Raw genomic sequence first — 23,460 nt, forward strand, 5'->3', positions numbered from 1 at the left:
GGGAGTGGGCAAATGGCTGTTCAGGATGAAATCCGAGAGTGGTTGCTGAAGCAATCAGACTGGCTGCAGGAAGCTGCTGACAAGCTTCTGAAAAAAGAAGAATTGGGGGCGGATGATCTGGCTGCTCTCGTGGCTCTCATTAAAACTCCGGCCGGCCAAAAGCCAACGAAACACCGGCAATTCGAGGGCTTGCTACCGGCACCCAATGCAGTGGATTCGCTTCGTCTGGTTCGCATTGGAGATGTCTGCGGCATCGAGAACATCGAGCCTAGAAGACCGCTCGAGTTTGAGGCCGCGAATCTGACCGTAATCTATGGTCACAATGGTTCTGGCAAGTCGAGCTACACCCGTATTCTCAAAAAAATAACCGGTAAGCCCAGGGCAGTAGATTTGAAAACTAACGTTTTCAAAGCCCCTCCCCAAGAAAGCAAATGCCAAATCACCTCTCAAGTGAACGGTGTTGAAAGCATCTCAACGTGGCATGTCGGAGATGCCCCGATTGATCTCCTTAGAGCCGTTGATATCTTCGATAGCGACGAAGCAAGTCACTATCTCACTGCTGAGAGTGCAGCCACCTACATACCACCGATGGTGGGACTATTTGAAAAGCTGGCAAAAGTGACCGAACAGGTCAAGGACCTGCTAGATGCCGAGCAGTCGAAACTGATCAGTGCACTGCCAGCACTACCGGCTGTATATCAAGGAACAGAGACTGGTCGAACATATACCGCTCTGGGTACTCTCAAGGCAGCGGCTCTCGAAGATGCTCTGCTTTGGAAGGTAGAGGATGAGCAACTCCTACTAGACCTAATTGAGCGTTTGAAGGTCGAAGACCCTAGTAGCTTGGCGGTACAGAAACGCCGCACTAAAGCTCAGGTACAGCAAATTGTTGATGCTATAAATCAGGCGTCCACCGCTTACGGGTCTGAGAATGTACAGACGCTGCGTAGCCTACGCGCCGATGCACAGTCCAAGCGTCAGATTGCCATTGAGGGTGCCCAGGTAAAGTCCGCCGTGCTTGAAGGCGTGGGGACCCAAACATGGCGCGCGATGTGGGAGGCTGCCAGAGAGTATTCGTCGGCCCCGTATCCGGATAAACAATTCCCCGTAACAGCAGAAGCGCGCTGCCTGCTTTGCCATCAAGAACTAACCGCAGAGGCCCAGCAGCGCCTCAAGGACTTCGAGTCTTTCGTCCAAGGCAAGTTGGAGTCCGACGCCAATACTGCGGAGGCGCTCTATGCCCTTAAACTGGCGGAGCTCTCAGCTATTCCTCCAGAGCATCAAATACAAACGCAGTGCGAGGCGGCAGGTCTTACCTCCGATGAATGGAAGCAGTTCCTCACAGATTTTTGGCAGCAAGCATCTGTTATACAGACAGCGCTTCGCAACGATGAGCTTGTACAGCAAGCAGTCCCACTAGGTGACATCTCAGCCTCGATACAAACTCTCATCGCCTATTGCGAACAGTTGGAGAACGCAGCCGTTCAACACGATCAGGACGCCCTTAGCTTCGATAGGGCCCAAGCATCCCGAGACAGGCTGGGGCTGGAAGCTAAAAAATGGGTGACTGAGCAAGCTGCTGCCGTCCGTTTGGAAGCCGTACGTATAGCCAAGGTGAATGAATATGAAACCTGGAAAGCGTCAGCGAGCTCCCGTCCGATCTCGTTGAAAGCTGCCGATATCACCCAGAAGGTGGTGACTGAAGCGTATGTCGCGCGCTTCAATCGCGAGCTAAAAGCCCTTGGCGCGACCCGAATCCAAGTCGAACTGGTCAAGACAAGGACCAAAAATGCGAAAGTTCTCCACCAGTTACGCTTGAGGGGGGCTCGCAATGAACGGGAAATGCTGCATGGCGTACTGAGCGAAGGTGAGCGGCGGATTATTTCTCTTGCAGCTTTCTTGGCCGACGTTTGCGATAAGTCCGGCGTTGCACCGTTTGTATTTGACGATCCCATCTCTTCGTTAGACCAAGATTTCGAATGGCATGTCGCGTGCCGCTTGGTTGAGCTTGCCAAGAGTCGACAAGTAATCGTCCTGACGCACCGCCTGTCCCTATATGGCATCCTCGAAGATGTGTCCAAAAAGTTGGGGGATAAATGGAAAGATGACCATTACAGACCAATGTGCATCGAAGCCTACGGTGGAGTTGCAGGCCACCCTGCTGACCAGGACGTTTGGAGAGCTAATACGAAGAAAGCTAATAACATTCTGCTGACAAGGCTCGATGCTGCTAAGAAAGCAGGGGATGCCGATGGAGCAAATGCATACAAGATGTTGGCTCAAGGCATCTGTAGTGAGTTCCGTAAGCTTGTGGAGCGTTCGGTCGAGGATGACCTGCTGAACAAGGTGGTACAGCGGCACCGTAGAAGCATTACAACGGATGGCCGGCTCAGTAGTGTTCCTACTGTCAACCTTGATGATTGCAAGCTGATTGACGGGTTGATGACCAAGTACAGCTGTTACGAGCACAGTCAATCAATGGAGGCACCTGCTTTTATTCCTGAGGAGCCAGAGCTGCGGGCAGATCTCGATTCCCTCAAAAAATGGCGAGATGACTTAGCCTTAAGGCGCGCCACTTCTGCGGCAATTCTGTAGAACAGATGGGTTCGACATGTTGCCCATCTGTATAGGGCCGATCAGGAACGTAGGAAGTTATGCTTTTCCAATTATTTCGAAGCAACTTTAAATTGAGACGAAAATGACACTTGATATCAGGGGAAGCATAAAAAATACAAAGCTCAGTTCCAATCCGTATGTTGTGTTTGAAGAGTTGATTTCTAATGCCATAGACTCTTACCTCATCCGAAAACACAGCGATCCTTCAGCGCCTAGCATGCGAGTTGAAGTCGAGGTCGATTTTTCTCCCGCTGACATGTTCGAAGATAAAGAAAGCATGGCGGTATCCTGCAAGGACAATGGGTGCGGTCTGGGAGATGATCAGCTTAAGGCTTTTCTGACCAAGGATACTTCTTATAAAGACGACCTTTCCATTTCAGGGATTGGTAAATGTAAAGGTGCGGGCCGCATTCAGTTTTTTCATCATTTCTCTGCTCTTGCGATTGATAGTACCTACCGCCAGGGAGGTGACGTCATTAGGCGCGAAATGCGCTACTCAGAACCGCAGAAACAGATTGATACTGGTGACTTTAACTGCAGTATTGGAATAGAGAGTGCAATAGGAACTGCCGTTAGGCTGGAGCAGTTCAAAGAGTCCGTACAAAGTCGGATCGCGTACAGTGGCGCATTAAGCAGTATTTTTTCTGCGCCAGTCCTCAAGAGGCAGATGCTCGTCGCTTTTCTTCAAAGGCTGATAGGGCTTGATAGTCGCCTAGGCGATTTCGAAATCACGTTCATAGCGCGTCACTGGAAAAATTCTGAGCAAAGTGATTCTCTGAGGCGTTCCGACTTGCCTACGGTGACGGCAGAACTTGTAGTCGAGGTAGGAGAGCGTGATCCAATTACGGGCGACAACCTCTGCACACGCCAGAATTTCAAAATTTCCCATTATCAGCTTGATGTCCTGCAATATGGCCTTGCCAAGAACTCAATAGCATTCTGCGCGAAGTCATCCCCTGTAAAAGACATTACGCCTCGATATCTACGAACCCGAATGGAACAGAACAATCCAGTAGGTGGTTTCCACCATATTGTTTTGATTGAGAGCGACTATTTGGATCAGCGCGTCAACGAGCAGCGTGACGACTTCGATAATATTCCTGCAGAGATCCCGAGCAGCGATATGTTTTCGACTGAAAAGTTATCGTATGAAACTATCTATGATGCAATCGATCCGGTAATTGGCAAGATGGTAGTGCCTGCCGATTGGAAAAAGGAGGAAGTTCTCAAATTGATCACCGATCAGTTCGGGATTAGCGAGGCTATGCTCCAAGATACATCGACGCGCATTGTGTACGGTGAATCGGCTCAAGCCGTCGCTGAGCGCGTCTTGAAGAAATATCAGGAGCGTGTTGTCGATGAGACCGCCGAGATTTTCAATCTCAAAGAGGAAATCATCAAAGCGGAGCCGGACTCTGAGACGTTTCGGAAAAAGATCAATGAGTTATCGTGGAAATACACGTCATCGCTCAAGAATTTTGACATGGCGAATTTATCTCAGCTTATTGTGCGTCGGGCAGCGATAGTTCAAATTCTTGATTTGGCTTGCAACAAGAAGCTTGTGATGCAGGGCGATGTTGGCAATAACCGTCGCAAGGATGAGCGTATTATCCATAGCATCTTCTTTCCAATGCGAAAAGACAGCGTCGAATGCGCTGATCATGATATCTGGCTTTTGAGCGAGGAGTATCACTACTATGACTATATCGCCTCAGACGTTCCACTCGCGAATATCGCCTGGGGTGATGGCGAGAAAGTATTTGAAAGTGATATCGACCAAAGCTTCCAAACGCTTCTTGCAAGGCGAGCCGACGACAATGGTGGCAAACGCCCGGATATAGCCCTTTTTAATAAGGAAGGATCAGCAATAATCGTTGAGTTCAAGGCACCTGGTGTTTCGATGGATGCGCACATCGGCGATCTTTCGGAGTATGCCCATCTGCTTGCTGCAAAATCGGGAGGAAAACTTAAGAAATTCTACGGTTATCTAATAGGCGATACAGTTAACACATTACGGCTGAGTGGGAGCTGGACTCCATTCCCCCTGGGGAGCGGTTGGTTCCAGTCAAGCCCGCTTCTTGATCCTCATACTAGACAGCCGCTCGGTGAAACCTATTTCGAGATACTGCACTTTAGCGATGTGGTTGATCGGGCAAAAAAGCGGATTGGCGTTTATCAGAACAAGCTCAATTTCAATCTAGAAAGTTAGTTAACGTATCGATACGACCTTTCTGTCTCGATTTTCCTTGATAGCGGACACCGACAGATTGCCGGTAGCGGCTTCCTGAATGTGCTCACTCCACCAGACCATCATTGGGCGTCTGCGCTCGATATAATCCGCCCGATTGTAGGCGCTGCGAACCTCGTCCTTGTCTACGTGAGCAAGTGCTACCTCAATTAGTTCCGGATCGAAGCCCTCTTCATTGAGGATGGTGCTAGCCATTGATCGCATCCCATGGCTTACCAGCCGCCCTTCGAAGCCCATACGCTTTAGTGCCATGTTGGCAGTCTGGCTGTTGCAGTGGGTTCGAGGGTTACGGTCTGCAGGAAACACGTATTCCCGGTGTCCGCTGTAGGGTTTGATTGCCTCTAAAAGCGCCAGTGCTTGCTCTGTGAGCGGCACGATATGTAAGCGGCGTTTCTTCATGCGCTCAGCCGGAATTGTCCAGGTACGTTTTTCGAAGTCGATGTCGACCCAGCGGGTGGTAGCTGCTTCTGCTGGCCGAGTCATGGTGTTGAGCTGCCATTCGATAAGGCAGCGCGTAGTTCTTTTTATGCTGGCATTGGCAATTGCCACCATGAGCTCTTTCAGCTCATCAGGAGCAAGTGCCGCCATGTTCTTCTTTTTCGGTTTCTTGAAGACGGAGCGAATCCCGCTGAGCGGGTTTGCGTGAATTAGTCCCGAGTTGACCCCGTAGGTCATGATCTCGTTGAGGCGCTGCGAAAGCCGTTTTACGGTTTCAAGGCTGCCTTTGGTTTCGAGTGGCCGAAGCAGGTTGATGACTTGTGGTGCGCTGATAGCTGATATCTGAGTGGTGCCCAGATCCGGAAAGACGTGCAGTGTCAGCGAACGCCAGATGTCCTCAGCATAAGCAGGCGTCACCGAGTCTTTTTTAAGCTCATACCATGCCGTCGCTACGTTCTGAAATGTGTGCTCGGTTTCAGCCTTCTTGGCTCGCCCCAACGCTTCCCGATGTTCTTTCGGGTCTACTCCCAAGGCAAGCAGCTCTCTCGCTTCAACTGTCATTTTCCTGGCTTGTGCCAGAGAGAGTTCAGGGTAAATGCCAAGCCCCATGTTGATGCGCTTCTTAGTTATGGGGTGGTGATAATTAAAGTTCCACAGCCTAGAGCCAATGATTCTCACTCGCAATTGAAGGCCGCCGCCATCGCTCAGAACGTAATCTTTATCTCTGGGCTTCGCAGCTTTAATTTTGGCTTCAGATAGACGTGTGCTTTTAGCGCCCATTGGTATTCCAGGAGGAGATTCTGTATTCCTGAAATTAGCACCTGTATGCCTGGAATACCATTAGGAATACAGAAATGCACGGATGCTGTTGGATGTCTTGGGACGCTATAAGCGCTGAAAGCCCCGTATTTACTGGATTTTAGGCACAAAAAAAGACGTCCGTGGACGTCTTTAGATGCTTGTTTGGTGGAGCCGGGGGGATTTGAACCCCCGTCCGCCAGTGTTCCACTTTCGGTACTACATGCTTAGCCGTGTCTATTGAGTTAATCCGCAGCCGCCCGACGGGCAGGGTGCTTTGGACGAGTTGTGTAAGTTTTAGCCACTTTGTCCACAACGTACTACGCGGCGATCCTGTTCTGCATGACAATCACTTCAGGTTTACAGGCATCCCCTAGTGATCGCTGGAGCCGAAGCTACCAGAAGGACTAGTCGCGCCGCTTACGCAGCGAGAGCGTAGCCCTCGTAGTTTTCGTCATTGGCAACTATAAAAGTTGCAACAGTGGATTTACGACTTCTGTTACCAAGTCGGCATGCACCTAGAGCTTCACTACCAGCGTCGAATCCTAATCGGCCCCAAAACTGTTGTGCTTCTGTCGGACGCGATTCTACGCCAAAGGTTCCGCAGCGTCGACCCAGCAATTGCTGGGCGGACGTTTAAGGCCGTGCCGGTTACTATAGTTCTCTGCATATTCGCTTTGTCTTTCGGATGAGACCCTCATATGCCGCGCGCGTCGCGTTACCCCTTGCGTCAGTGGATTTGGCGCGCTTTTGTGCAGAGTGCTTTGATTCCGCTGATTCTGGTTGAGTCGGTGTTGATCACGGTATACCTGTTGAGCAATGCGGCGATTCGAGATGCGCAGATTGAGCATCTGCAGCAGAGCGCATTAAATGATTTGTCGGCGGCGGTTGTGCGTGAAGGGCAGGTGATTGATGGCCGCCTGCGTTCGATTGAAACGCAGGTGCAGATCTTCCGTGATGCAGCCCTCAATGCCTTGGAAAACCGCACGTTCCAGCCCGATGCGCTGGAGCGCGCGCGTCATGCATTAACGGATGACGGTGTGTTTTACAGCCGCAGTGACGACGGGCGCGCTGCATCCTTTTATGCCAACAGCACGCCGCTGGGTCAGCAGGACCACGCCAAGGCCCTGCGCCTGTCACAGCTCGACCCCCTCATGCGCTCGATTCAGGCGGCCAACCCACGGGCGGCAGCGGCGTATTTCAATACCTGGGACAGCTATAACCGTATTTATCCCTTCTTTATGACGCCCGAGCAGTATCCCCATGACATGGTGATACCTGATTACAACTTCTATTACCTGGCCGACGCCACGCATAACCCAGAGCGAAAAGTGGCCTGGACCGACGTTTATTTGGACCCGGCGGGGCTGGGCTGGATGATGTCGGCAGTGGCGCCGGTGTATCGCGGTGATTTTCTCGAGGGGGTCGTAGGGCTGGATATCACAGTCGGGCAAATGCTCGCGGAAATCGGAGAACTGGATGTGCCTTGGAGCGGTTACGCCATGCTGGTTAGCCGTGACCACAACATCATGGCCCTGCCCAGTGCAGGCGAAGAGGATTTTGGCCTGCGCGAACTGACCGAGTATTCCTACGCTGAAGCGGTGCGCCGTGAGGTGCTCAAGCCTGAGGACTTCAGCCTGGCCAAGCGCGCGGATATGCAGCCCTTGTTGGCTGCGATGGGGGCCGGGCAGGGCAATGTGCAGGAAGTTCTGCTGGGCGGGCGCAAGCAGCTGATGGCCTGGAGCGAGATACCGCAGACCGGCTGGCAACTGCTACTGGTGGTGGATGAGGAGCGCATCTTCAGTGAAACCAATCGCCTGGCCGAGCGCTACCTGCATATCGGTTACCTGCTGATCATCGGTCTGGCAGTGTTCTACCTGCTGTTCTTTGCCGTGATGTGGCTGCGTTCGCGCCGCCTGAGCGAGCAGTTGGTGCAGCCCATTGATGGGATTATCGGGATGATGCGCGAGCTGGGCCAGGGCAACTATCAGCCTGCCGCACCCGATAGCCAGATCCGCGAACTGGTGAGCATGGCGCAGGCCGTGCAGCACACTGGCGAGCAGTTGCAGGCCAGTGAAACGCAACGTGTGGAGGCGCAGCGGATTCTCCAGCTGGTGCTGGAAAGCACCACGGAAAGCCTCTGGGAGGTCGATGCAGAGACGATGAGCATCACCCTCAGCGAGCGCTTCCTCAAACGCTTCGGCCTGACGCACTCGAACATGAGCTTCAGCGAATTCAACCTGCGCGTGCACCCCAATGATTTGGAGCGCATTCGCCACTTGCGTCAGCTGTTCGTCAGCAGTGACGAAGACCAGTTTGAAGCGGAATACCGCTATGCCAATGCTCACGGTGAATACGTCTGGCTGCTCAGTCGCGGCAAGGTGCTTGAGCGTGACGGCAATGGGCGAGCGCTGCGCGTGGCCGGCACCCATGTTGATATCACCCGGCTCAAGCACGTGCAGGAAGACCTGCGCCGCGCCAGCCTGGATGCTCAGGCTGCCAGCCAGGCCAAGAGTCGCTTCCTGTCGAGCATGAGTCATGAGCTGCGCACGCCGCTTAATGCGATTTACGGGTTTGCCCAGTTGATCGAGCTGGAAGCGCAAGACAAACCAGAGGCCAAACAGGAAGCCGATTACGCCCGCGAGATAGTCAATGCCAGCCGTCATCTGACTTCACTGGTGGACGATATTCTCGACCTGTCGAGCATCGAGAGCCGCCGTCAGCAGCTCACATTGCAGCCGGTGGAAGTCGGCGCGCTGCTGCATGGCTGCGCCGAGTTGGTATTGCCCGAGGTGCAGCAACGGCAATTACAGCTGCAGGTGCTGGCCGAAACCGATGCCGGCCTGTATGTGCAGGCGGACATGCGCCGGGTGCGTCAGGTGCTGCTCAACCTGCTGTCCAATGCCATCAAGTACAACCGCGCGCAAGGGCTGATTCGGCTTGGCTATGAGGTGCGCCCAGATTGCGTACGCGTGTGGGTTGAGGACAGTGGCGCGGGAATGACTGCCGAGCAGCAGGCCAATCTGTTTCAGCCGTTCCAACGTCTTGGCCGCGAGAGTTCCAGCATTCCCGGTACTGGGATCGGTCTGGTGTTGTGCCGTGAACTGGCTACCTTGATGGGCGGCGAAATTGGTTTTAGCAGTCATGCCGGTTTGGGCAGTCGCTTCTGGATTGATTTGCCCAGCGCAGCGCCGCCAGCCGCGCAGGATGCTGCGAATGTCGACCAAGTATCGACGCCACCCAGGCCACTGGCCGAGGTATTGTGCGTGGAGGATCACCCGGCGTGCCTCAAGGTGGTGCAGGAGGCGCTGCGTGAATTTGCCGAAGTGCGCGGTGCTGGTTCAATTCAGCGGGCGCTGGCTGAACTGGAGCAGTGCACGCCAACGCTGCTGTTGCTTGATCTGGATTTACCCGATGGCGATGGCTTGCAGGTGCTGGATGCCATGCGTCTTGACCCGCGGCTACAAGCTGTTCCCGTGCTGGTGATCAGCGCGACTGCGGATGAAACGGTGTTTGCCGAGGCCCGTCGGCGTGGCGCCCAGGCTTGCCTGGTCAAACCGATTGATCTGGCTCAGGTGCGCCGTATTGCGCTTGGCCTGTTGGGGCAGGCGCTCTAAGCGGCGCGTTCAGTCGTGTGCTTTGGCTAGTCGCGGGTTTCTAGTAGTTGCAGGGCCTCACCCAGTACCTTGACCGATTCGCCATGGTTACCGGCTTTGTGCAGGGCTTCGCCTTCGCCGCGCAGTTGCTGCACTTGCGCGAGCACCGCAGCATCGCTCGGTGGGTCGGTTTTCAGCAGCCCATCGATCTTGGCCATATCCGCTGGGCAGTGCATGGCCCAAAGCGAGGTGCTGAGGAGTGCGGTGGTAACAAAAGCGACTAGACGATGCATGGTGAAGCTCCAGCGGTAGGGTGAGGACCTCAGTATAGAAAGTCCTCACCCGCCGACTGGGCCGCTGGTCAGTCAACTGTTCATGCCTTGGCGCTGCTGACCCGATCCAGCAGATACACCAGCCCGTGATAATCAATGCCGCCGTGTTGGCTCAAGCCGATTTCACAGGTGCGGCTGGTGCTGATGCCTTCCTCGCAGTACTGCACGGCAGATTTCAGGCTGCGCAGGGCATGGCTGTTGAGCTGCGGAGTGGTAAAGCCCTTGTCGCCGGCAAAGCCGCAGCAGTGGATGCCTTCGGGGATAACCACCTCGCTGGTGCAGCGCCGCACGATATCAATCAGCCCCTGCGCCTCGCCCAGGTGCTGGGTACTGCAGGTGACATGCACGGCCACTGGTTTGGCCTGTGGGCTGATCGCCAGCCGGTCGAGCAGGTATTCACGGATAAACTTCACCGGGTCATGCAGTTTCAGCCGGCTATCCAGGCCGTCTTCTAGCAGGCGTAGGGTGCAAGGGCTGGTGTCGCAGTAAATCGGGTCAAGCCCGCCGCGACTGGCTTTTAGCAGCGCGTCGATCAGCTCTTGTTTCTTGCGTTCGGCCTGGTCGCTGTAGCCCTTGGAGGCGAACGGCTGGCCGCAGCAGAGGCTGTCCAGACTCTCCGGGAACACCACCTGGAAACCGCCTTTTTCCAACAGCGCGCGGGTTTTATCGAGCAGTGGCATTTGCTCCGCATCGGTGGCTGCCGGCCCCATGGCGCGGGACACGCAGGCAGCCAGATACACCACGCGTGGCCGCGCATCGTTGCTGGCTGCAGGCAGTTGTAAGCGCTGCAGCGGTTGTGGCATGGCGGGGGTCCATTGCGGGACGCGGCCCTTGCTGGCTTTGCTGATTGCGGCAGATGTTCGGCCCAGCAGCGGTGCACCCAGGAGCAGGCGTGCGCCGTTGGTGACATGCAGCATGACGCGGGCACCTTGTAGGGTGCGGTGAAAGTTATTCGCCAGCCAGTCGGCACTGCGCGGGCTGGTGGCATCGCGGCTGCGCAGTTGGCGCACTAGATCGCCGGTATTAATCCCTACCGGGCAGCGTTGGGCGCACAGGCCGGTGGCGGCGCAGGTGTCGATGCCTTGGTACTGATAGGCCGCTTCCAGCTCGCGCGTATCGATGCCCGCGCGTTTCTTGGCCTGTATATCACGCCAAATCACGATGCGCTGGCGCGGGCTCAGGGTCAGTCCTTTGGACGGGCACACCGGCTCGCAGAAGCCGCACTCGATGCACTTGTCGATGATTTCATCGGCAGCGGGCAGCGGTTTGAGGTTTTTCAGGTGCAGCTGTGGGTCATTTGACAGGACCACATCCGGGTTGAGGATGCCTTGTGGGTCGAGCAGGCGCTTGATCTGCCACATCAGTTGGTAGGCGTCATGGCCCCACTCCAACTCGACAAAGGGCGCCATATTGCGCCCGGTGCCGTGCTCGGCTTTCAAGGCGCCGCCAAACTCCACGGCGACTAACTGGGCAACGTCCTGCATAAAGGCCGCGTAGCGGGCCTTCTCGGCCTCGCTGTCAAAGCCCTGGGTAAACACGAAGTGCAGGTTGCCTTCCAAGGCATGGCCGAAAATGATGGCTTCGGCGTAGCCGTGTTTGTCGAACAGTTCAAGCAGGCGGTTGACGCCCTCGGCCAGCTGTTCAATGGGAAAGGTGACGTCCTCGATAATCACCGTGGTACCGGTCTGACGCACCGCGCCGACAGCGGGGAAGGTGTCCTTGCGGATTTTCCACAGCAAGTTGTAGACGGCGGGGTCTTCGCTGAAGTCCACCTGCTTGTCCAAGGGGAAATCGGCGATGGAGGCCATGATGAGCTGCAGCTGCTCGTGCAGCAGGCTCTGGCTGGCGGCGCGGGACTCAATCAGCAGGGCGCAGGCGCTGGCGGACAAGCCCTTGACCCATTCAGGCATACCGGGTTTGTCTTGCACCGAGCGCAGGCTGCGCCGGTCCAGCAGTTCCACAGCGGATACCGGCTGCTGCTTGAGCACGGTGACGGCGCGGCAGCAGCTCTCCACATCGGGGAACACCAACAGGGCGCTGGCCTTGTGCGGGTGATCGGGCACGGTGTTGTAAGTCACTGCGCTGATAAAACCCAGCGTCCCTTCAGAGCCGACCAGCAGGTGGCTGAGGATATCCAGCGGCTGATCGAAATCCACCAGAGCGTTAAGGGACAAACCGGTGGTGTTCTTCAGGCGGTATTTATGGCGAATTTTCGCCGCCAATGGGCTATTGGCACGGGTTTGCCGGCCCAGTTCGGTCAGTTGCGCCAACAGGTCGGCGTGGCTGGCGAAGAAGCGTGTCACGCTGAGTGGGTCTTCAGTGTCCAGTACCGTACCGTCGGCCAGTACCAGGCGGATGCCAGCCAGGGTGTGGTAGCTGTTTTGCGCCGTACCGCAGCACATGCCGCTGGCGTTGTTGGCGACGATGCCGCCGATCTTGCAGGCGTTGATCGACGCCGGGTCAGGGCCAATTTTGCGTTGAAAAGGCGCCAGCACAGCATTTGCTTGCGCACCGATAACCCCGGGTTGCAGGCGGATTTGCGTGCCTTCACCGCGCACTTCTCGGCCGTTCCAGTTATCGCCCAGCACAATCAACACTGAGTCGCTGATGGCCTGGCCCGACAAGCTGGTGCCAGCCGCGCGGAAAGTCACCGGTACCTCATGCGCGCGGGCCAGCTTGAGCAGCTCGACCACCTCCCGCTCCGCTTCGACGCGCACCACCAGCTTGGGAATCAGCCGGTAGAAGCTGGCATCGGTACCGAAGGCCAGCGTCGACAGTGGGTCGTCGAAACGCCGCTCCTGTGGGATCAGGTGTTCGACGGCGGCAAGAAAAGCGGCAGGCAGGCTCATGCAGGCTCCGGGTCAGGTTAAGAGGCGGCGTGGTGCAGTTCGCGCACCAGCGAATCGGCGCTGATCTCGCTGATGGATTTGGCCCCGGTCAAGACCATGGCCACGCGCATTTCCTTCTCGATCAGATCCAGCAGGTTGCTCACACCAGCACCACCATCGGCGGCCAGGGCATAGATAAAGGCGCGGCCGAGCATCACCGTGTCGGCGCCGAGGGCGATCATGCGCACCACATCCAGCCCGGTACGAATGCCCGAGTCGGCGAGAATGGCCAGGTCGCCTTTTACCGCGTCGGCAATCGCCGGCATGGCGCGGGCGCTGGACAGCACGCCGTCGAGCTGGCGGCCACCGTGGTTGGACACGACGATGCCATCGGCACCAAAGCTCACCGCATCTTTGGCGTCCTGCGGATCGAGGATGCCCTTGATGACCATCGGGCCGTCCCAGAATTCACGAATCCATTCCAGGTCTTTCCAGCTGATCGACGGGTCGAAGTTGTTGCCCAGCCAGCCGATGTAGTCGGCCAAGCCGGTGGGGTTGCCGCGGTACGTGGAGATGTTGCCCAGGTCATGCGGTTTGCCCAGCAGGCCAACATCCCAGGCCCAGCGCGGATGGGTTACGGCTTGCAGCATGCGCCGCAGCGGGGCGTTCGGGCCGCTCATGCCGGAGTGGGCATCGCGGTAGCGTGCGCCGGGCACGGGCATATCGACGGTGAACACCAGGGTGGTGACGCCAGCGGCTTTGGCGCGCTCCAGGGCGTTTTTCATAAAGCCACGGTCTTTCAGCACATACAGCTGAAACCACATCGGCCGGTCGATAGCGGGCGCGACTTCTTCAATCGGGCACACGGAAACCGTGGACAGGGTAAAGGGAATGCCCTTGGCCGCCGCAGCCTTGGCCGCCTGCACTTCACCACGACGGGCGTACATGCCGGTCAGACCGACCGGCGCCAGGGCCACGGGCATGCTCAGGGTTTCATTGAACAGGCGGGTTTCCAGGCTCAGTTCCGACATGTTGCGCAGCACGCGCTGACGCAGGGCGATATCCGCCAGATCGGACACGTTGCGCTTGAGGGTGTGCTCGGCATACGCGCCGCCGTCGATGTAGTGAAACAGAAAGGGCGGCAGCCGACGTTGGGCGGCGGCGCGGTAGTCGGTGGAGGCAGAAATGATCATGGAGTCACCCAAGTTGGGAAAAGGGTTTGCAGCGAAAACCAATGCGCGCCGGCAGACCGGCGCGCATTCAGAGGGGTATCAGCCTGCCATCAGCGGGTCGCTGACGCCCAGCACATACACCGCGAACAGTGCGATCAGGCCGGTGAACAGTACGTAGTACAGCGTAGGCCAAACGGTCTTGCGCAGTATGTTGCCTTCGCGGCCCAGCAGGCCGACGGTGGCCGAGGCAGCGACGACGTTGTGGATCGCCACCATGTTGCCGGCCGCCGCGCCAATGGCCTGCACCGCGACAATCAGCGCGCTGGAAATGCCCAGGCTGCTGGCCACGCCGAATTGGAACTGGCTGAACATCATGTTGCTCACCGTGTTGGAGCCGGCAATAAAGGCGCCCAGGGCACCCACGCTTGGCGCCAGCAGTGGGTAGATGCCGCCCACGCTGTCGGCCACCCAGCGCGCCATCAGAATCGGCATGCTCGACAGCTCGGCACCATTGACCCCGGAGTTGATCAGGATGCGCACCATCGGCACGGTAAACAGCAGCACGAAGCCGGCGCTCAGCAGCACGCTGGACGACTCTTTCACGGCGCTGCCCAGGTCACGCAGCTTCATGCCATGCATAAAGAAGGTGGCGATGACCACGGCCACCAGAATCCCGCCCGGCAGGTACAGCGGCTGGAAGTTGGCGCCGATACCGGTTTCACCAAGCAAATCAGGGAAGTTCAGCATCACGCCTTTCAACGCCGCGCTGACCTCGGGAAATACGCGGCTGATCACCAGCAGGGCACCGACCAATACATACGGCAGCCAGGCGCGCAGGGCGCTCATGGGCTTGGCGCTGAGTTGGTCGAGTTTCATCTCCACGGTGCCCAGCCATTCTGTCGGCCATTGGTCCGCCGGGGCAAAATCCCAGGTGGTTTTGGGCAGCAGAAAGCCCATGCGCGCAGCACTGGTGACAATCGCCAAACCGATCAGGCCACCGGCCAGTGAAGGGAACTCGGGGCCGAGGAAGATCCCGGTCAAGGCGTAAGGGAGGGTGAACGCCAGGCCGGCGAAAATGGCGAACGGCAGCACTTCAAAGCCGGCCTTCCAGCTTTTCTGCGTACCGAAGAAGCGCGTCAGCATCAGCACCATTACCAGTGGCATCACGGTGCCGACAATGGCGTGAATAATTGCCACCTCACTGGTGATCAGTTGCAGAAACTGCGCCCAGGACGAACCTTGCTCGGCCAGTTGCGTGCCGATGGTTGCCGAATCCAGGCCAGTGCTCACGCCGACGATGATCGGTGTGCCCACTGCGCCGAAGGAGACGGGCGTGCTTTGTACCAGCATGCCCAGCATCACCGCCGCCATGGCCGGGAAACCGATGGCCACCAGCAGCGGCGCGGCAATGGCCGCCGGGGTGCCGAAACCGGAAGCGCCTTCGATAAAGCAGCCGAACAGCCAGGCAATGATGATCGCCTGAATTCGCCGGTCCGGGCTGATGGTGGCGAAGCCGGCGCGAATCGCGGTGATGCCGCCGGAGTGCTTGAGGGTGTTAAGCAGCAAAATCGCGCCGAAGATGATCCACAGCAAACCGAGGGTAATTAGAAGGCCCTGTACGGTGGAGGCCAGTACGCGGTTAAAGCTCATGTCCCAGGCAAACAGGCCAACGCACGCGGTGAGTAGGTACACCAGCGGCATGGCGCTTTTCGCTGGCCAACGCAGGCCAATGAGCAAAATGGCCGCCAGTAAAATGGGGGAAAAGGCTAGTAGGGCAAGAAGGCCAGTCGACATAACGGTCTCTCCTTAACGCTGCGCAGTGCGCATGGGTGAATGCGAATGCAGCGGTGCGTCAGGCAGTGCAGTTGGCGTCGGCATAGAGAGACCTCGTTGGGTTCTTTGAATTGTTAGGGTGTAAATTGGTAATACCAATTTACAAGGCGGCGCGCTCAGGGTAAAAGTGCAAGCTTCGGCCTGTCAATTGGTGGGCTTACAACTTTGGTCTTACTTGCCTGTCTTGCGAGCCTGGTGTGCCGGCGATAGGCTCACGCGCAGTTGGCCGAAAGGCCCGTGAAAGGTGGTCAAACCAATGGAGTGCGGGCAATGGAAGTAGGTTCGGTGCGTCAGCGCCGTTTGTCGGACGATATTGTCAGTCAGCTGGAGACCATGATCCTTGAGGGCACGCTCAAGGCCGGTGAACGCTTGCCGGCAGAGCGCGCCTTGGCCGAGCAATTTGGTGTATCGCGGCCGTCGTTGCGTGAAGCGATTCAGAAATTAGCGGCCAGGGGCTTGCTGGTCAGCCGCCAGGGCGGCGGTAACTATGTAGCCGAGACCCTTGGCTCCACGTTTAGCGACCCGCTGCTGCACCTGCTGGAAAGTAACGCTGAAGCCCAGCGCGACCTGCTGGAGTTTCGCCACACCTTAGAGGGTGCCTGCGCCTTTTATGCGGCGCAGCGCGCCACTGAGCCAGATCGCCAGCGCTTGGGCGACGCCTTTGCCGCGCTGCAGGATTGCTACAGCCGCAGCGGCAAGGTCACCCGCGCCGAAGAGGGCGCCGCCGATGCTAGCTTCCACCTGGCGATTGCCGAGGCCAGCCACAATGCCGTGCTGTTGCATACCATTCGTGGCCTGTTTGATTTACTTAAACGCAACGTGGTGACCAACATCGGCGGCATGTACGCCCAGCGCGATGAAACCCGCGATATGTTGATCGAACAGCACCGCGCCTTGTATCAGGCGATTATCGACGGCCGCGCTGAAGAGGCGCGTGTGCTCTCCAACCGGCATATCGACTATGTGCAGGAAGTGCTGGCCGATGTGCAGCAGCAAGTGCGCCGTGAAGAGCGCGCCCTGCGCCGCGGCCGCTAATGCGCGGTGTTAGCGGCTTCTTGGCAGGCGCACCGTCACTTCCAGGCCGCCGAGGGGTGAGTCGCTTAGGCTAATGCTGCCGCGGTGCAGCTCGACCACCCGGCGCACGATGGACAGGCCCAGGCCCGCGCCTTGGCCAGTACCCAGCCGGTAGAAGCGCTCAAAGAGTTTTTCCCGCTGCGCTTCGGCGACCCCGGGGCCACTGTCCTGCACGCGCAGCACAATGGCGTCTGCCTGGGCGTGCAGTTGCACCTGAATGCGTCCGCCATCGGGGGTGTATTGCACTGCATTGCTCACCAGGTTTTGCAGCAGGGTGCCCAGGCTTGGGCCATCGGCGAGCAGGGTGTAATCAGCCGGCTCAAGGGCGTCGAGGTTGAGTTCTTGCTGGCGCTCCAACGCCAGCGGGATCAGCTCGGCCAGCTCATTGCGCACATAGCCAAGCAGGTCCAGCTCGCGCATGGCCAGCTGCACCACGGTCGGGTCCAGGCGCGCCAGGGTCAGCAGTTGCGCCACCACCCGGGTGGCGCGTTCTACGCCGCCGCCCAGCTGGCGTAAGGCATCGTTACGGTCTTGCGGGTCGGCAGCGTCCATGGCGTTTTGCGCGTGGATGCGCAGCACCGCCAGCGGCGTGCGCAGCTCGTGGGCGGCGTCGGCAATAAAGCGTTTTTCCTGGTCGAGCAGCTGGTTGACCTGCATCAGCAGGCGGTTGAGCGCAGCGCCCATCGGCTCCAGCTCGGCCGGCAAGGGTTCCAGCAGCAGTGGGGCGAGGTTGTCAGGCGCGCGCGCCTTGATCAGTTCAGCCATGCGCTGCAAGGGCCGCAATCCCCAGCCAATCGCCAGCCATACCAGCAGTGCCAGCAAAGGCAGGCCGATTAGGTCAGGCAGCAAGCTGCGCAAAGCAATTTTCTTGACCAGTTCGCCGCGCACGTCTTCACGTTCAGCGACCAAAATCATGTGCTGGTCCGTCGCGTCATTGAGCATAAACAGCCGCCAGTGATGGCCGTTCAGCGGCACCGTGTGATAACCGATCAGGTGCGCGCTCAGGCTGGAGAGTGTTTCGCCCTCTGCGTGCCGGTGAGCGTCGCTGTCGCTACGGTGAAACTCAGCGACCATCTGCGCCAGCACGCCCGTCGGCGCACTGGCTGACTGCAGCAACAATTGGCCGTGTTCGTCGAGCACCTGGAAGGCCAGTTTGCCTTCGTAGGCATGCCCGGCCTGAGTCGTTTTATCGTCGTTGAGCTGGTGATTCTGCAACGCCTGGTTGAGCGTTCGTTGCAGGTTGTCACGCTCGCTTTGCAGCATGCCACGCCCCACCAGCCCTGCCAGAACACGCGCGGTTTGTGCCAGCTGAGCATCAAACAGTTCTTCGATTTCATGCTGGGCATCGCGATAGCTCTTATAGGAAATAAGCGTCATCGACAGGCTGAGCAAGCCCAGCACCAACAGCAGGGTTCGCGCGCGGATGGACGTCATATGACTTTATCCACCAGATAGCCGACGCCGCGCACGGTGCGGATCAGCTCAGGGAAGAACTTCTTGCGCAGGTGATGCACATGCACTTCCAGGGCATTGCTTTCCAGCTCCTCATCCCAACCGTAGAGCGCCTGTTGCAGCTTGTCGCGGGTCATCACCCGGCCGGGCTGGGCGAGCAGTTCGTGCAGCAGGAGGAATTCCTTGCGCGGCAGGTTGACCGCCAGGCCCTGATAGCTGACGGCTTGGCTGACCGGGTCAAGGCTGATGCCTCGGTATTCCAGCGCCGGTTGCGGGCGGTTGAAACTGCGCCGCAGCAGGGCGCGCAGGCGCGCCTTGAGCTCGGCCACATCGAAGGGTTTGATCAGGTAATCATCGGCCCCGGCATCCAGCCCGGCGATGCGGTCGCTGGTGGAGTCGCGGGCGGTCAGCACCAACACCGGCACCGGGTTAGCGGCGGCACGCAGGTGTTTGAGCACCTGCAGGCCGTCCATGCGCGGTAGGCCGAGATCAAGGATCGCCAGCTCGAAGCTCTCGCTGCTCAAGGCGTGCAGCGCACTGCTGCCATCCTGTACCCAGTCGACGGTATAGCCCTCGGGTTTAAGGGCGGTGCGGATACCTTCGCCAAGGGCTTTATCGTCTTCGACCAGCAGAATGCGCATGCAGAGATGTCCGGTGTGTTCTATTCAAACTCGCGTGGGCGAGATTACTCCAATTCGGCGTTGACCTTGGCCAGCAGCGCTTGAATTTCCTCTCTGCGGCCGGCGTCGGCGGACCGGCGATCAGGTCGCGCAGGGGCCTGCAGGGCTTTTTCCAGGGCAACCTTGGCTTCTGCGAAGCGGCTGGCGCGGGCCAGGTAGTCGCCATAAAAGTAGTTGGGGTCGATGCCGTTTGGGTTGATCGCCAGCGCTTGCTTGAGCATGGCTTCGGCTTTTTCGTCATCACCAAACCCCACCGGCCAGCCGGGTACTTGGTAGTACAGGCTGCCGAGGCTGGTATAGGCCGAGCCTGAGAGTGCCTTGGGGTCCAGCGCCAGGCCCTGTTCCAGGCTGGCCTTGGCCTCTTTGACCAAGCCCAGTGCGCCCAGCCCGCCTTTGGCGCCGGCATAGGTGCTGAGGATGATGCCGCGCCAAATCTGCAGTTCGGCAGCGTTGGGCTCGGCGGCGACGGCTTGCTGCGCCTGTTCGCTGAGCTTGGCGAAGGCTTTTTCGCGTTGTTCTTTGGGCAGTTGGTAATTGATTTCAGCCCATCGCGTTTGCAGGGTTTGTAGCTGCGTTTGGCCCTGTTCGCTCAACGCAAAGCTGGGCAGGCTGACGAGGCAGAGCAGGGTGCAGGTGGCGTTACGGATAAGTTTCATGGGGGTGTTCTCTTAGGCTTTGCTGCGAGCAAAGCGTTGGATAATCGGCAGTTGTTTACGCAGCGCCTGGTCAACCAGGCGCGGCAACAGGCTGTTTAGGCGCACGAAGAATCTTTCCGGCCAGCCGAGATAGCGCTCGTCGTCTTCGCGGCGAATCGCGGTCAGCAGTTGCTGAGCAACGCTGTGCGGGTCGTCCATGGCCACGTTTAGCTCATCATTCATGGCCACCACGCTGGCGGCGTTCATAGGGGTGCGCGTGGCACGTGGGGCGAAGTAGAGAACCTTGACTTGGGTGTCGGCCAGCTCACGGCGCAACGCCTCAGAGAAACCGCGCAGGGCGAACTTGCTGGCGCAGTAAGCGCTGAAACCGGGGTAGCCGATGGAGCCGAAGGTCGAGCCGAGGTTGACCAGCAGCGCACGCTTTGGCTGGCGCAGCAACGGCAGCAGACGATGAGTCAGCTGCAAAGTGGCGGTGACGTTGAGTTCGATCAGCTCCGCGATGGCGCTTTCGTCATGCTGCTCCAGCAGGCCGAAGTGATTGACCCCGGCGGCGTTGATCAGCGTATTGATGCCGCCGAAGTGCTGCGCTGCGGTGAGCACCGCCTCGCGGCCACTGCGCTGGCGAATATCGGCTGCCACCACCGTTACGTTGCCGGCGTGTGCTTGGGCCAGCGCGTGCAGCGCCTCAGGTTGCCGGCCAACCAGCAGCAGGTGCGCGCCTTCAGCCAATAAAGCGGCAACCAGTGCCTGGCCGATCCCACCACTGGCACCGGTGATGACGGCGCGGCATTCAGAAATGTTCATGGGATTTCCTCAAGCGCTCAGGGGCAGGCTGCGGAAGACGTCGCCATACAGGCGATAGACCACCTTGGCGGTATGCACCACGGCGGTCTTGTCATCGTCGTTGTCCAGCTGGTTCATCAGTTTTTTGAAGAACTCGATGTGTTCCAGATCGAGGCTGCCGTGGGAGTTGAGGTAGCTGAAGGCCTTGTTTGGCAGTTGTAGCTTGTCCTGAATTACGCCGGCCACTTGGGTGGCCAGAGCAATGCTGGTGCCTTCCAGCACATTGACCATGCCGAAGAAACTCACCGGGTTATGCCGGGCGATACGGTCATAGACGTAGCTGACCATCAACTCAGTGGCCACGGCCGGGGTGCCATGGCGCACGGGTTCTTTGTCGGCACCGCAGGCGGCGATGTCGTTGAGTACCCATTCCTGGTGGCCTTTTTCCTCGTCGATGTACTCGGCGATGGCGTCGCGCAGCCATTCCAGCCGTTCCGGTAGGCGCGCGCCGCAGGCCATCAGCAGCGGCACGGTGTGTTTGACATGGTGGTAGGCCTCGGTGAGAAAAGCCACGTAGCTGTTGAGGCTGACGGTGCCGGCCATGGCCTGGGCAATGATCGGTGCGCTGAGCAGGTAGTTACGCTCAGCCTGGATCTGTTCAAGCAGGGATTCATAGAAACTCATCAGGCATCTCCGTAGCAGGATTCGGTTGTCATCAGGTGTGCGATGGCGCGTTGGTAGTGGTTAAGCAGGGCAGTGCGGCGCAGCCGACCGTTGCTGGTGGCCAGCGCGTTGGCGCTGCTGAAAGGTTCTTTGGCGCGTAGCCAGTGATGGACGCGGGCGTAATCGGGCAGGGCTTGGTTGGCGGCGGCTACGGCCTCAGCCAGTTGGCTGTCGCTGGTAGTGGCGAAGCGCGGCACCAGCACTGCGACATTGCCGGGCAGGGCTTCGCCGTGCAGCCAGGCCTGGGCGATGGGCAGTTGTTGCACCAGCTCGGCCTCGACCCATTCCGGGTTGACGTTGCGGCCAAAGGCGGTGATGAACTGGTGCTTCTTACGTCCGTGCAGCAGCAGAAACGACCCGTCGAAATGGCCCAGATCACCGGTGCCGAGCCATTCTTCTGCCGTGCTTGGCTCGCCCAGGTAACCGAGCAAACGCGGGCCTTTGACCAGCACTTCGCCGTCTGCCCCCAGGCGCACCTGCAGGTGCGGTAAGGGTTGGCCGACTGTGCCGATACGGCGGTTTTCCGGGGTATTCAGGCACACCACCGAGGCGCATTCCGACAGGCCGTAGCCCTCAAACACCGGCAGCCCCAGAGCATCGGCGCGCTGCAGCAACTGGCTGGCCACGCGGCCACCGCCAACGGCGATAAAGCGCAGGCTGCTTGGTACTGGCAGGCCGCGTTCCGCTGCGCTGACCAGGGTCAGCAGCAGCTGCGGCAGCAGAATCAGGCTATGGGGCTGCGCCTGGGTCAATGCGCCGAGAAAAGTCGGCAGGTCAAATTGGCTGGCGCCGAGCAGGCCGACCTGCGCCATCGGCATCAGCTCAATCTGCGCGCCGGCCAGCAGTGGTGCATAGACCCCGGCGATGTTCTCCAGCAGGGTGGCCAATGGCAGTACGCACAGGTGGCGCTCGACCTTACAGCTGGCGCTGGCCTGCACCAGGCTGCGGGCCACTGCCAGTTGCGTGGCGATGTCCAGGCACACGCCCTTGGGCTGGCCGGTAGTGCCGGAGGTGTAGGTGATCTTGCACGTGTCGGTATGTATGGCCGCGGCCTGTGCGACAGATCGCTGATGCACGCCGGGTGCGGCCTGGGCAAAGCCTGCGTGGGGCTGGGTGCTGATCAGGCAATCGATACCGGCGCTGTCGAGCACATGGGCCTGCTGGCTGCTGGAAAAGAACCCTGGCAGCGGCACACACACCAATCCTGCATGCAGGGTGGCCAGGTCCCAGAGCACCCAGTCGATGCCGTTATCCAGGGCCAAGGCAACCCGCTGTGCGCCAAGCGCCAGCAGTTGTGTACTTCGTTGCTCGACCTCGCTCAGCAGCTGGGCGTAGCTCAGTTGCATGTCGCCTTCACGCAGGGCAATGGCGTTGCCGCGTTCGGCCAGGCGATTGAACAGTGATTCAGCGGCAGGCCACATCAGGCATGTCCTCCAGGGCATAAAAGGCTTGATGGGCCAGGCGCGGGTAAGCGCCCAGTTGCAGCAGGCGCTGATGGCCGGCGTAGATGTCACCGGCCATCACCTGCGGCCGGTTGTCGTAGTAACTGCCCCAGTCGGCTTGTTCATCACCCATGCAGTCGGGGTTGGCTGGGCCCAGCTGTAGCGGCGTCAGGCCCAGACGCTGGAAACTGTTGAGCAGGGCCAGGGTGCCGGTGAAGCACACCCAGCGATAACCCAGCGCCACCAGCAGATCGGTCAGTGCGACGATCAGCAGTCGCGCCGCACCTGGGCTGCCGGCAGCCAGGTTGCCGACTTCCACCAGCTGCGTACGCTGCGGCGCGTTGGCGATGTGCTGCGCGCCAATCACCTGTTCGGCCGGTTGCCTCAGGTAGCGCTCAAGAAACAGTGGGCCGCTGGCGGCGCTGCGCAAACCCACCGCGCCGAGCAGTTGCCCGGCACTGTCTTCCAGGCTCAGTAGGCAGGGCATAAAGTGGCGCACCCGGGCGTTATGCTGAGCAGCAAAACGCTCGCCAATAAAGGCTTCAATCCCCGCGCGGCGTGGGCTGGCGGCGTTGGCCAGATACAGGCTGAGCGGTTGCTCGCGGCCGATCTGTGCAAGTGCAGTGTCGTGATACACCCAAGGCAGCTCCATAACAGGAACCTCATCTGAGAACTTGGGTGCGAGTTTCGGTGTCCAGGCTTAACGGCAAATTAAGTCGCGAAATAATCTGCGCAAGGCGGCTGCGGGCATTTCATTGCTTGCACTGCAACCGCAACAGCCCATAGCCT

The 23,460-nt window shown here is 58.6% G+C and carries 16 protein-coding genes and 1 other RNA gene; 4 read left to right on the top strand and 13 right to left on the bottom strand.

The annotated features are described in order from the left end of the window. Positions 1 to 12 precede the first annotated feature (12 nt). Positions 13 to 2,595 carry an AAA family ATPase gene (locus AC0J6G_RS01635; RefSeq protein ID WP_475250673.1) on the top strand — a complete coding sequence of 861 codons (2,583 nt, stop codon included), beginning with the start codon at positions 13 to 15 and terminating at the stop codon, positions 2,593 to 2,595. A 103-nt stretch (positions 2,596 to 2,698) separates the two neighbouring features. Next, a complete protein-coding gene (locus AC0J6G_RS01640; protein WP_475250674.1) occupies positions 2,699 to 4,825 on the top strand; it encodes a hypothetical protein in 2,127 nt (708 codons plus the stop codon). Here AC0J6G_RS01640 and AC0J6G_RS01645 read toward each other — a convergent pair whose 3' ends face one another. Continuing rightward, on the bottom strand, positions 4,826 to 6,082 hold the full coding sequence (locus AC0J6G_RS01645; RefSeq protein ID WP_475250675.1) for an integrase domain-containing protein: 1,257 nt from the start codon (positions 6,080 to 6,082) through the stop codon (positions 4,826 to 4,828). A 184-nt stretch (positions 6,083 to 6,266) separates the two neighbouring features. Continuing rightward, positions 6,267 to 6,657, bottom strand: a transfer-messenger RNA (tmRNA) gene (ssrA, locus tag AC0J6G_RS01650). Between the two features lie 144 nt (positions 6,658 to 6,801). Here ssrA and AC0J6G_RS01655 point away from each other — a divergent pair. Then, a complete protein-coding gene (locus AC0J6G_RS01655) occupies positions 6,802 to 9,717 on the top strand; it encodes a hybrid sensor histidine kinase/response regulator (RefSeq protein WP_475250676.1) in 2,916 nt (971 codons plus the stop codon). A 26-nt stretch (positions 9,718 to 9,743) separates the two neighbouring features. On the opposite strand, the gene AC0J6G_RS01660 is transcribed toward AC0J6G_RS01655, so the two are convergent. The 4 genes from AC0J6G_RS01660 to AC0J6G_RS01675 all read right to left on the bottom strand — a co-directional run bounded on the left by AC0J6G_RS01660 (position 9,744) and on the right by AC0J6G_RS01675 (position 15,822). Next, positions 9,744 to 9,989, bottom strand: coding sequence for a hypothetical protein (locus AC0J6G_RS01660; protein ID WP_475250677.1), 246 nt, complete (start codon positions 9,987 to 9,989; stop codon positions 9,744 to 9,746). Between the two features lie 80 nt (positions 9,990 to 10,069). Beyond that, on the bottom strand, positions 10,070 to 12,877 hold the full coding sequence (locus AC0J6G_RS01665) for an FAD-binding and (Fe-S)-binding domain-containing protein (protein ID WP_475250678.1): 2,808 nt from the start codon (positions 12,875 to 12,877) through the stop codon (positions 10,070 to 10,072). A 17-nt stretch (positions 12,878 to 12,894) separates the two neighbouring features. Beyond that, positions 12,895 to 14,049, bottom strand: coding sequence for an FMN-dependent L-lactate dehydrogenase LldD (gene lldD, locus AC0J6G_RS01670; protein WP_475250679.1), 1,155 nt, complete (start codon positions 14,047 to 14,049; stop codon positions 12,895 to 12,897). A gap of 78 nt (positions 14,050 to 14,127) precedes the next feature. After that, the gene (locus AC0J6G_RS01675) at positions 14,128 to 15,822 is read right to left on the bottom strand and encodes an L-lactate permease (RefSeq protein WP_475250680.1); all 1,695 of its coding nucleotides are present in this window, start codon (positions 15,820 to 15,822) and stop codon (positions 14,128 to 14,130) included. Between the two features lie 309 nt (positions 15,823 to 16,131). On the opposite strand from AC0J6G_RS01675, the gene AC0J6G_RS01680 reads away from it, so the two are divergent. Beyond that, positions 16,132 to 16,896, top strand: a complete 765-nt coding sequence (locus AC0J6G_RS01680; RefSeq protein ID WP_475250681.1) for an FCD domain-containing protein — start codon at positions 16,132 to 16,134, stop codon at positions 16,894 to 16,896. A 9-nt stretch (positions 16,897 to 16,905) separates the two neighbouring features. Here AC0J6G_RS01680 and AC0J6G_RS01685 read toward each other — a convergent pair whose 3' ends face one another. The 7 genes from AC0J6G_RS01685 to AC0J6G_RS01715 are packed head-to-tail and all read right to left on the bottom strand — an operon-like array spanning position 16,906 to position 23,323. Continuing rightward, a complete protein-coding gene (locus AC0J6G_RS01685; protein ID WP_475250682.1) occupies positions 16,906 to 18,369 on the bottom strand; it encodes a sensor histidine kinase in 1,464 nt (487 codons plus the stop codon). Further along, positions 18,366 to 19,028 (bottom strand): response regulator, encoded by a 663-nt coding sequence (locus AC0J6G_RS01690; RefSeq protein ID WP_475250683.1) that lies wholly within the window; start codon positions 19,026 to 19,028, stop codon positions 18,366 to 18,368. The genes AC0J6G_RS01685 and AC0J6G_RS01690 overlap by 4 nt, the downstream gene beginning before the upstream one ends. Positions 19,029 to 19,072: 44 nt before the next feature. After that, a complete protein-coding gene (locus AC0J6G_RS01695; protein WP_475250684.1) occupies positions 19,073 to 19,723 on the bottom strand; it encodes a hypothetical protein in 651 nt (216 codons plus the stop codon). 12 nt (positions 19,724 to 19,735) lie between these two features. After that, positions 19,736 to 20,527 (bottom strand): SDR family oxidoreductase, encoded by a 792-nt coding sequence (locus tag AC0J6G_RS01700; RefSeq protein ID WP_475250685.1) that lies wholly within the window; start codon positions 20,525 to 20,527, stop codon positions 19,736 to 19,738. Between the two features lie 9 nt (positions 20,528 to 20,536). Further along, positions 20,537 to 21,190, bottom strand: coding sequence for a TenA family transcriptional regulator (locus AC0J6G_RS01705; RefSeq protein WP_475250686.1), 654 nt, complete (start codon positions 21,188 to 21,190; stop codon positions 20,537 to 20,539). Continuing rightward, positions 21,190 to 22,650: an AMP-binding protein gene (locus AC0J6G_RS01710; protein ID WP_475250687.1), complete on the bottom strand. Its 1,461-nt coding sequence runs from the start codon at positions 22,648 to 22,650 to the stop codon at positions 21,190 to 21,192. The genes AC0J6G_RS01705 and AC0J6G_RS01710 overlap by 1 nt, the downstream gene beginning before the upstream one ends. Then, positions 22,634 to 23,323 (bottom strand): thermostable hemolysin, encoded by a 690-nt coding sequence (locus AC0J6G_RS01715; protein ID WP_475250688.1) that lies wholly within the window; start codon positions 23,321 to 23,323, stop codon positions 22,634 to 22,636. Before AC0J6G_RS01715 ends, AC0J6G_RS01710 begins: the two co-directional genes overlap by 17 nt. Positions 23,324 to 23,460 lie beyond the last annotated feature (137 nt).

The sequence above is a fragment of the Pseudomonas sp. TS_SC_3 genome (assembly GCF_056156225.1).